Consider the following 13,998-nt stretch of genomic DNA (forward strand, 5'->3'; position numbering starts at 1 on the left):
ATCAAACCCCTACCTTAACGGTGATGTGACAAGTACGCTTAGTGATACGATCCGCACGACCTTTCGCACGAGGCATGATACGTTTTAGGCTCATACCTTCATCAACAAAGATTGTTGTAACTTTCAGATCATCAACATCTAAGCTGTTGTTATGTTCAGCGTTTGCGATCGCAGACTCTAGTGCTTTTTTCACTAGTGTAGCCGCTTTCTTGTTGCTGAAGTTTAAAATGTCAAGCGCACGCGCAACTGATTTACCACGGACTTGATCAGCAACTAAACGCGCCTTTTGTGCCGAGATAGCGGCACCGCGTAGTTTTGCAGTAACTTCCATCATAGCACCTATTAACGTTTAGATTTCTTATCAACACCGTGACCACGATAGGTACGAGTTGGCGCGAATTCACCGAGTTTATGACCAACCATATGTTCAGAAACAATTACTGGAACATGGTTACGGCCATTGTGAACAGAAATTGTTAAACCAACAAAGTCTGGGAGGATCATCGAACGACGAGACCAAGTTTTGATCGGCTTGCGAGAATTACTAGCAACAGCCGCTTCAACCTTAGCGAACAAGTGCGCATCGACGAATGGGCCTTTTTTCAATGAACGAGGCATTAGTCAGATTCCTTTACTTGTTACTTAACGCGACGGTCGCGAATAATCATCTTAGTCGTACGCTTATTGGTACGTGTTTTGTACCCTTTAGCTTTTTGACCCCATGGGCTTACAGGTTGAATACCTTTATTACGCCCTTCACCACCACCGTGTGGGTGATCAACCGGGTTCATTGCCATACCACGTACGGTAGGACGAACACCGCGCCAGCGAGAAGCACCAGCTTTACCTAGAGAGCGCAAGTTGCTTTCTTGGTTAGATACTTCACCGATAACAGCACGACATTCAACATGAACTTTACGCATTTCGCCTGAACGTAGACGAATAATTGCATAAGAACCATCACGACCCAGTAATTGTGCAGAAGTACCAGCAGAACGAACTAATTGCGCGCCCTTACCAATCTTCAACTCAATGTTGTGAAGTGTAGAACCGATTGGCATATTACGAAGTGGTAAGCAGTTACCTGGACGAATTGGAGCATCGTTTCCAGATTGTACTTTATCACCAGCACGTAAGCCCTTAGGAGCAATAATATAACGACGCTCACCATCAGCATATTTCAATAAAGCAATATGAGCTGTACGGTTAGGATCGTATTCAATACGCTCTACAGTAGCAGGAATACCATCTTTGTTACGTTTAAAGTCAACAATACGGTAATGTTGTTTATGACCACCGCCAACGTGACGAGTAGTAATATGGCCGTTGTTATTACGACCACCAGTTCTTTTTTTGCTTTCTACCAACGCAGCAAAAGGGCGACCTTTGTGAAGGTGGTCATGAACCACTTTCTCTACAAAGCGACGTCCTGGAGACGTTGGCTTACATTTTTGAATCGGCATAATTTTCGTCCTTATTCCGCTGTGTTTTCAGCGGTATCGCCCAAGTCAGCCATTTCAACATCTTGGCCAGCTTTCAGGGTGACGTATGCTTTTTTAACATCAGAACGACGTCCTAATGTTTTACCAAAGCGTTTTGTTTTACCTTTAGTGATTGTTGTATTTACTTTAACAACTTCAACACCAAAAAGTTGCTCAACTGCTTTTTTAACTTCAAGTTTAGTTGCATTTAAATCAACTTTAAAAACTTGAACACCAGCAGTTTCACCTAAAACTTGTGCTTTTTCTGAGAATACTGGTCCACGTAGGACTTGATAGATACGTTCGTTGTTCATCCGAGTTCTACCTCAATTTTCTTAGCAGCAGCCACAGACATTACAACTTTATCGAACGCGATCAAGCTAACAGGATCGATTGCAGTTGCATCTACCACATCAACATGCGGTAAGTTGCGAGCTGCAAGGTATAAGTTCTCTTCTACTGCATCAGTTACGATCAATGCACGAGGAGCGTTCAACTCGTTTAGTTTAGCTAGCAATTCTTTAGTTTTAGGCGCAGCAACCTGCACATCTTCAACCAATACTAAGCGTTCTTGACGAACAAGCTCAGCAAGAATACATTGCATAGCACCGCGATACATTTTACGGTTAACTTTTTGAGACCAGTCTTGTGGACGAGCAGCAAATGTTTTACCACCGCCAACCCAGATTGGGCTACGAATAGAACCAGCACGCGCACGGCCAGTACCTTTTTGACGGAATGGTTTTTTACCACCACCAGAAACTTCGCCACGTGATTTTTGAGCACGAGAACCTTGACGGCCACCAGCTAAGTAAGCTGTTACCACTTGGTGTACAAGTGCTTCATTAAATTCACGTCCGAATGCAACTTCAGACAACTCAACAGCAGAGCCGGAAACAGTTTGTAAATTCACGTTATTTCCCCTCAAGCCTTGATAGTAGGACGAACTACAACGTCACCACCAGTTGAACCAGGGATAGCACCCTTAACAACAAGTACTGAGCGTTCAGCGTCAATAGATACAATCTCAAGACCTTGAACTGTTACGCGATCGTCACCTAGGTGACCAGGCATTTTTTTGCCTTTAAATACGCGTCCAGGAGTTTGGTTTTGACCTGTAGAACCTAAAGCACGGTGAGATACAGAGTTACCGTGAGTTGCGTCTTGCGTACGGAAGTTCCAACGCTTAACACCACCTTGGAAACCTTTACCTTTTGATTGTCCAGTAATGTCAACTACTTGACCAACTGTAAACAAATCAACACCGATAGTTCCACCAATTTCGCGACCTTCAAGCTCAGCTTCCGTTACACGGAATTCTTTCACTAAACGACCAGCTGCAACACCAGCTTTTGCAAAGTGACCTTTTTGAGCGTTTGTTACGCGTGATTCACGACGTTCGCCAGTTGTTACTTGAACAGCTTGATAACCATCAGTTTCAAGTGTTTTGATTTGAGTGATACGGTTCGCATCAACTTCAATCACTGTAACTGGCACAGAAACGCCGGCTTCCGTAAAGATACGGGTCATACCGCACTTACGACCGACTAAACCAATAGCCATGTGTGTAAACCTCTTAAAATGCGGCTTAATTAACAGAGTTAATCAACCGACAAGCCTTTATCCCAATGCGATCTGAACGTCAACACCAGCTGCAAGATCTAATTTCATCAATGCATCAACAGTTTTGTCTGTTGGTTGAACGATATCGATCAAACGTTTGTAGGTGCGGATTTCGTACTGGTCACGCGCATCTTTGTTTACGTGCGGTGAAGTAAGAACGTTGAAGCGTTCGATGCGAGTAGGCATCGGGATTGGACCACACACTTGTGCGCCAGTACGCTTAGCGGTTTCTACGATCTCTTGAGCAGATTGATCAATCAGACGATGATCAAAAGACTTAAGACGGATACGGATTCTCTGGTTAGACATACCAGTAAACTCCAAGCCAAAATATGTAAAGAATCACCCATGACGCATCTCACCTATTTATGGGTAAGTGTCAAGGGCAGTGAAAATCACTAAGGTCATGATCGATGCCATGACTGTCACGATATGGCTATCTTACCTAGAAGATAAGCCACCCTTCTTTTTGAAGGTGGCCTATTATAACCATTGTCTAACGATTAAGCAAATTTTTTTTAGGATTAAATCTATTTAGAGTTCATCGCGTACAACAAAACTAATGGCATCTTCAACAAGCTTATGACCCTGCCAAAAGTTAGAATCTAAGATCGTTTTCTCTAAATCATCTATTTCATGAGAGGTTAACATTCCTGTACCAATGTCAGCCTCATCATCTAAAAACAGTTTTAATGAAGATGCTGTAATTTCAGGATGAAATTGAAAGCCAAGTACATTATGACCAATCTGAAATGCTTGATTACGACATTGTATACTTGACGCCAACTGCACTGCACCTTTTGGAATCTCAAAATACTGTTTATGCCAAGATATTACTTGAATTTCCTCAGGAAAATTGAAATGAGGCTCCCCTACATCATTTACTTTTACTACCTGAATCCATCCTACTTCACTAGAATCACAATTACCCACATAGCCCCCTAAAGCATTTGCAATTAGCTGCCCCCCTAAACATAATCCTAAAACAGGTTTTTTCTGTGCTAAGTAGCGCCTGAGCCACCTTTTTTCAACTTTTAACCAGGGATATAGTGCTTCATCGTGTACACTCATTTTTCCACCCATAATAATAAGCAGATCAACTTCCTCTATTGCGGGTAGTGCTTCAATTTCTATGTATGTTTCAATAGGTAGTGCAAAAAACTCAGTCGCCGTAATAACAGCATCATGTTGTTTTAGAAAATCGTAGAAACTCCCAAACCCCTCACCAGCGATATGCTGAAAGTAGTGAACTCTTAAATTCTTTTTCATATATACTATCCATTCTTTTCCCCTCTATTTCCTTGCAAAAAGAACGCCAATAATTTATAAAACCACAGAGCCATCACAGAATTAAAAAACAATAACAAATAATTTACATCCAACCTACATATGTCTACAGACTCTCACCTATTTGAAAATATCCTAGTCATTTTATAAGAAGTTCACAGCGTGTTATTAATTTGCTTTATACTAAGCATAAATTGTTAATTGCCGTGAACTGTATATGCACCGCTATGCGAAGTCGAAAGACACCAAAGCAAAATTAGCCCCTAAACAAAAAATCAGTTATGAAAAGAAGTCAGATCCTGCTCTTACAGAATATGCAACACAGAGTTTGAACTGGCTAAGAAAAGCTGAGTTTTTAATGAGTGCACCAAAACTCAATCTCTGTGTAGAAGATAGTGGTTATGAAATTGCATTTGCAGGTCGCTCAAATGCAGGAAAATCGAGTGCAATTAACGCACTAACCAATCAAAGACAGTTGGCTCGTGCATCCAAAAAACCAGGTCGCACACAAATGATTAACTTTTTTAGTCTTGGCAATCCCGATCAACGTCTTGTTGATTTACCAGGCTATGGATATGCTGCTGTTCCAGAAGCAATGAAAATTGTTTGGCAAAAAGAGTTAGAAAACTACTTAATTCACCGTCAGAGTCTACAAGGTCTCGTACTTCTCATGGATATCCGACATCCATTACAGCACTTTGACTTAATGATGTTAGAGTGGGCGTACTCAAGAAAATTGTTTGTCCATATTCTCTTAACTAAAGCCGACAAGTTGAATCGCGGTCCTGCAAACAAAGCACTTCTTGAAGTAAAACAGCATCTTAAAAAAATGAAATTGAGCTTCTCAATTCAACTCTTCTCTTCTTTAAATAAACAAGGCTTAGAAGAACTTGCTTCAGTTATGGCAGGTCGACTTAACTTTACACTAGACAAAAATCTAGACGGAATAGATATTAGTGAAATTCCACTTGCAACTGAAGAAGATAGTGAAGGTTAAAAAAAAGGCATGCTTTAAAGCATGCCTTTTTTAACGATTTTCTTAAAAAACAACCGTTTTATTTCCATCAACAATAATGCGGTCTTCCAAATGCCAGCGAACCGCTCTTGCAAGCACATTACGCTCTACGTCTTGGCCAAGTTCACGCAATTGTTCTACGTTATACTCATGACTCACACGCTCTACATCTTGCTCAATAATCGGACCCTGATCTAGATCTGCAGTAACATAGTGCGCTGTTGCACCAATCAGCTTCACACCTTTTTCATGCGCTTGTTTATATGGATTTGCTCCAACAAATGCAGGTAAGAAGGAATGATGAATATTAATCACTTGCATTGGCCATTTCGACACAAACTCTTCACTTAAGATTTGCATATATCGAGCAAGAACTAATAAATCGTTGCCTTGCATAAGCTCATTAATTTTAGCTTCAGCTTCTACTTTATTTTCTTTTGTGACATTTACTACAGTAAATGGGATGCCAAACTGCTCTACGGAGTCACGCAATGCTTCATGATTAGAAACAACATGTGTAATTTCACATGGCAATGTTCCTCTTGCGTGGCGCCATAATAATTCAAGTAAAGCATGATCTACTTTTGAAACCAAAATACCAACTTTCTTCAAGTCGCCAACAAAAGCGAGACGCCATTGCATCTCATAACGTTCAGCAACATTTGTTCCAAATGTTTTTAATAATGTCTCTTTACGGCTTTCAAGATGATCAATCTCAAACTCAACACGCATAAAATAGCGCCCACCCTGAGCTTCAGTTGCATATTGATCAAGTGCAGTAATATTTGCACCCTGATGATACAAAAAGCTCGATACAGCTTGCACAATGCCCGGCTTATCTTCACACTTGATAAGCAAACGGGCTGTATTTGCAGTGGTCATATTCATGTTGATCTATATCACTTATACATAGAAAAAAGTCAGCCAAATATAATACCTGTTTTTCAAAGCATGACACAATATTTTTATGTACTCGCCGTTTGAGTAACGCTCGAAAATAGATTTCCATTATCAATAGAAGCCAATAACTTTTCATATGTAGCTTTGCTCTCACCTGCCAAATAAGGTGATTCAAGCAATACTAACTGTCTTAAAGCAAGGAGTGACCATTTCTCTTGCTGATGATTTTCATCATTAATATGCCCCGACATAAACAGAAAGTTTGTCCAATTGGTTAAGATAATCCAAATATTAACAATCAACGCTTCCATTTCTATAGCATTAAGTTTCATCAAACCCACATCTACAAAAGACTGATAAAGCCGTTGCACCTTTTGCATGACTTGACTAGAAAACTGAGCATAGTCTTGATTAAAAGTATCATTTTTTTCGACAAGATGATAAACATCTCTATGAAGAAAACGATATTTCCATAATTGCTCACTTAAAAGTTGGAAATATCTGATTTTATCTTCGGCAGTCACTGTTCTATCTATTGGTAATTCAAGCATTTGCAATGTTTCATACTGATAATGATGAATCAACTCTTGAATAATATCTTCTTTATTTCGATAGTGGTAATACAAGTTACCAGGACTCATTTCAAGTGCAGCAGCAATATGATTTGTTGTTACAGATCGCTCACCCTTTTCATTAAAGAGCATCAGACTAGCATCCAATATACGCTGTTTTGTTTTCGAAGTTTTGTTTTTTAGCATGCACTTATCCTTTACTATTTTACCAATAGAAGTCCATACCATTATGATAGATTCAATCAATTTTATCTAGAGTTATTGCTCTAAATTAGATTTTATATATTTTTTTATTAGCCAAAGTAATTTTTTTTAATTATAATATTGCCACTCTTATTTTTGCTTTTGAATTTACGTTTCACTATCTAATACTCAATAGATAGTTTGATCATAGTATACCTGCATTTTTTCTGTATCCATACTACACGGCAGTCTATTTCAAAAGCAATATAGTGCTATTTTTAACATATGTGTTTCTATATTTAACAGAGAAGATAATCTATATCTCTCTTATTAATTATGACACTCAACTTAAATTGTATATTGTTATTGCCTACTTTAGACAATCTACGATATAAAATTTAAGTCGTTATAAATAACACTATACGAAATGATCAAGGCATGATCTGTTACTGCAAATCATGACGTGTTTTATACAAATTCGCTTGTCTTTTAATCGCATTTTTGATATAAAACGCCCCTTGAATAAATTCAATCTGTTTGTTTTATGACTGGCCACAGATTTGCTGTTGGCTAAATCAATGGAGTTCCACCATGTCTAAGGTTTGCCAAGTTACCGGCAAGCGTCCAGTCGTTGGTAACAACGTCTCACACGCAAACAACAAAACCAAGCGCCGGTTCGAGCCGAACCTGCATCACCACCGTTTTTGGTTAGAAAGCGAAAAGCGTTTTGTACGTCTTCGTTTGACAACTAAAGGTATGCGTATCATCGACAAATTGGGCATTGAAAAGGTTGTAGCTGATCTTCGTGCTCAAGGCCAAAAGATCTAAGGAGTCATTGCAATGCGTGACAAAATTCGCCTAGTTTCTTCTGCTGGTACAGGTTATTTCTACACTACTACGAAGAACAAACGTACAATGCCGGAAAAAATGGAAATCAAAAAGTTTGATCCAAAAATCCGTCAACATGTGATTTTTAAAGAAGCTAAAATCAAATAATTTTAGTTTTGAAAATTCGGCTCCAAATGGAGTCGTTTTTTTTGCTTTTTATTTACAATCTCACTAACATTCCTCAAAACAATATTGTATTTATTTGAGGAACCTGCCTATGCCACATCATGTCGATCTTATTGTATTGCTGGCACTGGGTTTTGGCCTCGCCCTTTTCTTTGGATATATTGCAGCACGCCTGAGACTCCCTCCCTTGGTTGGCTACCTTATTGCTGGCATTGCAATTAGCCCCAATACCTATGGCCCAGTCGGAGAGTTAGCACTCGCCAATCAATTGGCTGAATTGGGTGTCATGTTTCTGATGTTTGGTGTGGGTATGCACTTTTCATTAAAAGATTTATTAGAAGTGAGACGTATTGCACTGCCAGGTGCTATCTTACAAATTCTAGTTGCAACCATTCTTGGCATATGTGTGACATCTTTTTGGGGATGGTCTTTTGGTTCATCATTGGTTTTCGGATTAACACTATCATGTGCAAGTACAGTTGTTCTTTTAAAGGCGCTAAGTGATCGCGGTTTACTCGACTCTGTTAATGGAAAAATTGCAGTCGGATGGCTATTGGTCGAAGACCTTGTAATGGTCTTAGTTTTAGTACTTTTACCTGCTGTTGCTGTTTTACTCGGAGGTAAATCTCTTGCTGGTCAAGAAAATACCTCTTCTTTACTCTGGATTATCATACTGACGTTGCTTAAAGTCGCTGGTTTCATTGCTTTTATGCTAATTATAGGCAAGCGCCTTGTACCTATGATTATGAGTTTTGTTGTACGTCTAGGCTCAAGAGAATTATTTACCTTAACTGTCGTTGCCTGTGCGGTCTCTATTGCTTATGGTGCATATGCCGTTTTTGGTGTTTCAATGGCGCTCGGTGCTTTCTTTGCAGGTATGGTTGTCAAAGAATCTGATTTTTGTCACCGTGCAGAAGAGGAATTACTGCCTTTACGCGAAGTTTTTGCAATCTTATTCTTCGTTTCTGTAGGTATGTTATTTGACCCAAGAATTATTATAGAACAACCCCTACATATTCTAAGTGTTATTGCTATTATTACCATTGGTAAAACACTTGCAGCAATGGCACTCGTGCTGTTCTTTAGATACCCTTTAAATACAGCACTGACAGTTGGTGCAAGCCTAGCACAAATTGGGGAGTTTTCGTTTATTTTAGCTGCACTTGGTATTTCTTTAGGTTTACTTACCACAGAGGCACAAAATCTTATTTTGGCAGGTGCACTCTTTTCAATTACTTTGAACTCATTTATGTTTTATGCGATAGAACCTGTTCAAAGCTGGATCCGCGCACGTTCATCTCTTGCACGCTTGCTTGAAAGAAGTAGTGACCCTTTAGCTATGTTACCTGACGAAGTAGATCAATCTTACTTACGTGATCAAGTCGTTATTGTTGGTCATGGAGAGGTAGGTAAACGTATCACCGAAACTTTAATGCAGCAAAATATAAAAGTCGTTATCGCAGAAGAAAATCGTGAAATTGTGGAAGGCCTTCGAGAAAAAGGAATTGCAGCAGTAAGTGGTTTAGCAACCGAACCTAGCGTCCTTATTCAAGCCCACATTCAACATGCCCGCCTATTGGTCATTTCTCCGATGGATCTTTTAGATATACATCGAATCGTTGACATTGCAAAACAATTAAATTCAGAAATTCAGGTCTTAATTTGTGCTGAAAATAAAGAAGAAGCAGAGGTTATCCGTACAGACAATATTGGCGATGTTTTTTATGCAAAAGAACAAATGGCAATTAATATGAGCCAACATATTCTTCATGAAATTCATAAAGCACATGTAAAATAAATACATGCAAAGAAGGGTAAGCTAAGCTTACCCTTCCTTATAAAAAATACATTAACTTAAATATTTAGGCTGTTCATCTACAATTTCGGCATCAAGCTGATTAACCTGTTTCTCAACCAGTCCCATTAATGCTGCTTGAATCATATTTTGGGCAACCATATTCGTTGTATCACCCAAAAGTTGTTTAATTTCATCATTAAATTGAATGGTCACTAATGGTTCCTCTTCAGATTGAGCATTCCGTAGAGCAAGTTCACCACTTTCAAGTTGTACCAATTCAAGTACAGCATCTTGATTACCAAATAACTCTTTTAACTGCTGTATAGACATGGAACCTCCATCCGCACATCAAAACGATGTACCCAATAAAAAAATATGAAACCTGTATTTTATATCTGTGCTAGAAATAAAATTTCAAGTCGTTTGAAAATGTATAACAGCGACACTGTGCATTAAAATTCAACCATCTCTGCACGAAAACCATCTATAAGTTCTAAGAGTTCTTGATACCACTCTCTTAGAATCTCAGTATTTGGCAACCATGACTGTGTACCTTGTGTTACTTTTATAATTAGATTTGATGAAGTCTCACTCTCAGCTTCTGGTAAAGTTGGCTCAGGTGCATACTGACATGCCCGAAAAGCACGCTGTAATTCGCCAAGAAAACCATTACTCGACAATTGCTTTAATATTTCAACTTCAGGAGACACTTGGCCTTTATCAGACATATGCATTTCTATCGAATGCAACGTAGGTTGAAAATCATTTAAACGGTAATAACGGACAAGCTCTTGTAAAAATGCAAGAAATGCACCGTGTAAATGAAATACAGCAGACTCTCTATAAGCTTGTATAATTTGGATATTGTCAGGAGCTTGCTCTGCTTGTCCGCAGGCTAAACGTGCGAAATACAATTTCTGATTTGTTCGATCTGCGTGATAACGAGCAACTCTAGACATAATTTTCCTACCTATACAAACAATCCATAGCAATTACAGATTAGCGTATGTTGTCAGATTTAGATAGATTTTTACTTTATTTTTCTTCGGCAGCTTTTACACGAATACCAATACCTTTCACTTTTAAGGTATTTAAACCTTTAATCGCTTTTACAGCTTCGCGCCCATGTGGCATTTCAACAAAAGCAAAACCTTTAGACTTACCAGTGGTCTGATCCAAAATAATCGTACAGCTTTCTACTTCACCATATGGTAAAAATAGTTCTTTAAGCTCTTGCTCACCAATAGATCTTTCTAAGTTACGCACTAAAATTTTCATTCATTCACCTTATATGACACAAAGAAGTAGTGTATCTCTTCTTTTCTAGGGTTGCCGAGTTTAATCTAAATCTATCCCAAAAGAGATCTTTTTTATAGGTTTCTTCTTATTTTCAAAAAACTCATCTCTTTTATGTATCGTCACATCCAATAAATGAGAGGGGACTTGATTAAAGAAATAACTGCTCACTGGTCTACCCTGATCATCAATTTGATCCATTGCCCATGTTGTTAAGTCTTGCTTTGTAAGAACCAACTCATTTTGTGCACGCGTTAATGCCACATATAAAACACGGCGCTCTTCCTCTACAGCATCGAAATCCCCTTGCGCTCTCGCATGTGGATACTGATTTACCGTAAGATGTGGTACATAGCATACTTTTCTTTCTGTACCCTTTGCAGAATGTATTGTAATAAGCGTGACAATATCGTGGTCTGCCGATTGTTCAACTTCTGAAGTTGAAATAGGATCTAAAACATACGCCTCTAAAAATTCGCTGATTTGAGCATGCTTTTGTGCCAATTGTTTTACAAGTTTGAAATCTTTTTCTCGACGTGACCAGTCTTGCTTTTGGTATTTTGCAGCAAGTTGTTCATGTAATGCCTCGAAAGCAAGCTCAATACATGCCACAACCGTATCGGTTAAAACTGACATTTGCTTTAAAATAAGCAATACATGTTGTGGTACTCTGCCATGATGCTCTAAATGATTACAACATTCTTCCAAGGTCTGACATTTTATTAAATTTACTGCAAGCTTACTTGCACCGACATCACCAATACCATCCCAAAGTGTAAGAAATCGCATCCATGCAATATCATCTTGAGTGTTAGACACGACCCGCAACATACTCAGTAAATCTTTCACATGTGCCGACTCCAATAGCTTTATCCCACCTATAAACTGATAAGGGACTGACATATTAATCAGTGCTCGTTCAATATGTCTTGCTGCATAGCCAGACCTAACAAGCACCATATGGTCGTTCCACTGAACATTATTTTGTTTTTTACGAATAATAAGATCTTGTGCAATCCAGTTTGCTTCTTCAAATTCATTAGAAAAAATATGAAAATGTGGCCGGCTATTATGAGATTTTGCAGCAATTAGATGTTTATCGTACTGTATAGGACTGACATCTAACAACCAGTTTGATAAGTCTAGAATGCCTTGTGTAGAACGATAATTCTTCTCAAGTGTATATATAACTGCATTAGATACGTTATCTTTAAAATAATGAATGTTTTCAAAATCTGCACCACGGAAACCATAAATAGATTGTGCATCATCACCAACACAAAATAATTGGCTTTTTCCAATAAAAGGTGACAGCAATGCCCATTGCAATGGATTAGTATCTTGCATTTCATCCACTAAAAATACACGACAAAATTGGCTAACCCAATGCACAAGTGCAGGAGATGATTGTAAATTTACAGCGACAATGCTTAGAATATCATCATAATCTAAAAATGAGCGCTCTTGCTTACGCTGTTCATAAGTTTTCATTACCTCTGCAATTTCAGATTTAAATTCCATAGCTTCAGGTAAGACTTTTTCTATTGCTACCGACAACTTACACTGAGTATTTCTTGCAAATGAATATATGTCACAAAGTTCAGCCGCTTTAGGTAATATATTATCTTTACCTTTACCTCGAAGTAAGCGAAAAATCATGATCTGATCATCACGATCAATAATACTAAAGTTTTCTAATCCAAAGGCTTGACGGTTACGGCGTAATAAATACATACAGAATGTATGAAAAGTTGAAGCACGTAAACCTTGTGCGGATGTACCCAAATACTGCTCGACGCGCGTCACAATCTCACTAGCGGCCCGACGTGTAAAGGTTAAAATCTGAATTTGATTTGCAGGTATTCCCTGAGAAATTAGATATGCTGCTCTTGCAACAATGGTCTTTGTTTTTCCACATCCTGCACCCGCCAAGACCAAACAATTTTGTGCTGTGGTCGTTGCTGCCTGATGTTGCTGATCGTTTAACTCAGCCATAAAAGACGTAGAACTCATTATTGCTGTATCCCAAAATTTTAATATTGCTGTATAAATAGTAGAGGCACTATTTCACCCATCCGATTTCACGTGCTGTTAAGTTTCCAATAACAGTTTGTTGTAAGCTGAGCGGTATTTTACTTTGTGTTTCAGTAATAGGAATATAACCCGCCATAAGCTCTGCTTGATGTTGCGGTAAGCGTGGTTGTTGAGCTGGATTCACATACCCTTGTGGATAAATGGGTTGTCCTGTATTTAGGTCATACTTATCTGTTGCACCGAATGCATGTAATAATTCATGTGCCGTTACCACTTGATTTTCTTCATTTTGCTTTACGTCAGAAAATAAATTTACGACTCCTATACGCCCTCTCTCTAATGCTGTGGAGTGCTTTAATACTTTATATTTATTTGAATCATAATAATTTAAATATAGTGTAACGGTAGCATAACCATCTACAGATTGAGTTTGTTTCCATGCATAATAACGAAATTTTAGACTCCATAAAATTGCGTTGAAAGCACTGCCATTTTCAGGGAGCTCAGGTGGTAATTGTTTTAACTCACGCCCTATTTTAAAAATAAAATGCGTATTTCGCTGATAGTTTTTTGCATTTGCAGTTAAGTACTCACTTGTCTCTGTAAAAGACTGTGCATTTAATTGCTGAATATAATTTTCCGTATTTTGTGAGCCATCTGCATTGATAGGATGAACTAATACAACAATGCTTTGATCCCAGTTTTGATTTAAGTCTTTCCATGCCTCTATAGCAACATACCCTAGAACCAAAAGTAGAATGAACACTCTGACCTTTTTCCACATAGATTTTGCTC

The 13,998-nt window shown here is 38.5% G+C and carries 19 protein-coding genes; 4 read left to right on the forward strand and 15 right to left on the reverse strand.

Going from position 1 to position 13,998, the window contains the following annotated elements:
• Position 1 precedes the first annotated feature (1 nt).
• The 8 genes from rplV to OZX61_RS10215 form a co-directional block, all read right to left on the reverse strand.
• A complete protein-coding gene (gene rplV / locus OZX61_RS10180; protein ID WP_195770989.1) occupies positions 2–331 on the reverse strand; it encodes a 50S ribosomal protein L22 in 330 nt (109 codons plus the stop codon).
• 11 nt (positions 332–342) lie between these two features.
• The gene (gene rpsS / locus OZX61_RS10185) at positions 343–618 is read right to left on the reverse strand and encodes a 30S ribosomal protein S19 (RefSeq protein WP_004869548.1); all 276 of its coding nucleotides are present in this window, start codon (positions 616–618) and stop codon (positions 343–345) included.
• A 20-nt stretch (positions 619–638) separates the two neighbouring features.
• The gene (rplB, locus tag OZX61_RS10190; protein ID WP_195770988.1) at positions 639–1,463 is read right to left on the reverse strand and encodes a 50S ribosomal protein L2; all 825 of its coding nucleotides are present in this window, start codon (positions 1,461–1,463) and stop codon (positions 639–641) included.
• A gap of 11 nt (positions 1,464–1,474) precedes the next feature.
• Positions 1,475–1,795, reverse strand: a complete 321-nt coding sequence (rplW, locus tag OZX61_RS10195) for a 50S ribosomal protein L23 (RefSeq protein ID WP_023273401.1) — start codon at positions 1,793–1,795, stop codon at positions 1,475–1,477.
• Positions 1,792–2,394 carry a 50S ribosomal protein L4 gene (gene rplD, locus OZX61_RS10200; protein ID WP_237410661.1) on the reverse strand — a complete coding sequence of 201 codons (603 nt, stop codon included), beginning with the start codon at positions 2,392–2,394 and terminating at the stop codon, positions 1,792–1,794. Before rplD ends, rplW begins: the two co-directional genes overlap by 4 nt.
• A gap of 11 nt (positions 2,395–2,405) precedes the next feature.
• Positions 2,406–3,044, reverse strand: coding sequence for a 50S ribosomal protein L3 (gene rplC / locus OZX61_RS10205; protein WP_195770986.1), 639 nt, complete (start codon positions 3,042–3,044; stop codon positions 2,406–2,408).
• A gap of 57 nt (positions 3,045–3,101) precedes the next feature.
• A complete protein-coding gene (gene rpsJ / locus OZX61_RS10210) occupies positions 3,102–3,413 on the reverse strand; it encodes a 30S ribosomal protein S10 (protein ID WP_000070912.1) in 312 nt (103 codons plus the stop codon).
• Between the two features lie 225 nt (positions 3,414–3,638).
• Complete coding sequence (locus OZX61_RS10215; protein WP_277094712.1) at positions 3,639–4,373, reverse strand: type 1 glutamine amidotransferase; 735 nt, start codon at positions 4,371–4,373, stop codon at positions 3,639–3,641.
• A gap of 235 nt (positions 4,374–4,608) precedes the next feature.
• Between OZX61_RS10215 and yihA the strand changes: the two genes are divergently transcribed.
• Positions 4,609–5,388 carry a ribosome biogenesis GTP-binding protein YihA/YsxC gene (gene yihA, locus OZX61_RS10220; protein ID WP_195770985.1) on the forward strand — a complete coding sequence of 260 codons (780 nt, stop codon included), beginning with the start codon at positions 4,609–4,611 and terminating at the stop codon, positions 5,386–5,388.
• A 42-nt stretch (positions 5,389–5,430) separates the two neighbouring features.
• Here the strand turns inward: yihA and purU are convergent, their stop codons facing one another.
• Together purU and OZX61_RS10230 are read right to left on the reverse strand one after the other, a co-directional pair.
• Positions 5,431–6,294 carry a formyltetrahydrofolate deformylase gene (purU, locus tag OZX61_RS10225; protein ID WP_277094713.1) on the reverse strand — a complete coding sequence of 288 codons (864 nt, stop codon included), beginning with the start codon at positions 6,292–6,294 and terminating at the stop codon, positions 5,431–5,433.
• 77 nt (positions 6,295–6,371) lie between these two features.
• Positions 6,372–7,064, reverse strand: coding sequence for a TetR/AcrR family transcriptional regulator (locus tag OZX61_RS10230; RefSeq protein WP_195770983.1), 693 nt, complete (start codon positions 7,062–7,064; stop codon positions 6,372–6,374).
• A gap of 588 nt (positions 7,065–7,652) precedes the next feature.
• Between OZX61_RS10230 and rpmB the strand changes: the two genes are divergently transcribed.
• The 3 genes from rpmB to OZX61_RS10245 all read left to right on the forward strand — a co-directional run bounded on the left by rpmB (position 7,653) and on the right by OZX61_RS10245 (position 9,873).
• Positions 7,653–7,889, forward strand: coding sequence for a 50S ribosomal protein L28 (gene rpmB, locus OZX61_RS10235; RefSeq protein WP_000048256.1), 237 nt, complete (start codon positions 7,653–7,655; stop codon positions 7,887–7,889).
• A gap of 12 nt (positions 7,890–7,901) precedes the next feature.
• Entirely contained in the window at positions 7,902–8,057 is a 156-nt protein-coding gene (gene rpmG, locus OZX61_RS10240; protein WP_001205031.1) for a 50S ribosomal protein L33, read from the forward strand.
• Between the two features lie 109 nt (positions 8,058–8,166).
• Positions 8,167–9,873 carry a cation:proton antiporter gene (locus tag OZX61_RS10245; protein ID WP_277094715.1) on the forward strand — a complete coding sequence of 569 codons (1,707 nt, stop codon included), beginning with the start codon at positions 8,167–8,169 and terminating at the stop codon, positions 9,871–9,873.
• A gap of 51 nt (positions 9,874–9,924) precedes the next feature.
• On the opposite strand, the gene OZX61_RS10250 is transcribed toward OZX61_RS10245, so the two are convergent.
• The 5 genes from OZX61_RS10250 to OZX61_RS10270 form a co-directional block, all read right to left on the reverse strand.
• Positions 9,925–10,203 (reverse strand): hypothetical protein, encoded by a 279-nt coding sequence (locus tag OZX61_RS10250; RefSeq protein WP_195770981.1) that lies wholly within the window; start codon positions 10,201–10,203, stop codon positions 9,925–9,927.
• A 122-nt stretch (positions 10,204–10,325) separates the two neighbouring features.
• Positions 10,326–10,832, reverse strand: coding sequence for a DUF6586 family protein (locus OZX61_RS10255; RefSeq protein WP_277094716.1), 507 nt, complete (start codon positions 10,830–10,832; stop codon positions 10,326–10,328).
• A 76-nt stretch (positions 10,833–10,908) separates the two neighbouring features.
• Positions 10,909–11,151, reverse strand: a complete 243-nt coding sequence (locus tag OZX61_RS10260) for an RNA-binding protein (protein ID WP_195770979.1) — start codon at positions 11,149–11,151, stop codon at positions 10,909–10,911.
• Positions 11,152–11,211: 60 nt separating this feature from the next.
• Positions 11,212–13,182 carry an ATP-dependent helicase gene (locus tag OZX61_RS10265; RefSeq protein WP_277094717.1) on the reverse strand — a complete coding sequence of 657 codons (1,971 nt, stop codon included), beginning with the start codon at positions 13,180–13,182 and terminating at the stop codon, positions 11,212–11,214.
• Between the two features lie 49 nt (positions 13,183–13,231).
• On the reverse strand, positions 13,232–13,987 hold the full coding sequence (locus OZX61_RS10270) for a hypothetical protein (protein WP_277094718.1): 756 nt from the start codon (positions 13,985–13,987) through the stop codon (positions 13,232–13,234).
• Between the last annotated feature and the right edge of the window lie 11 nt (positions 13,988–13,998).

Origin of the sequence: Acinetobacter sp. ESL0695, assembly GCF_029392135.1 — a bacterium.
In the GTDB taxonomy this organism is placed as follows: Bacteria; Pseudomonadota; Gammaproteobacteria; order Pseudomonadales; family Moraxellaceae; genus Acinetobacter; species Acinetobacter pollinis.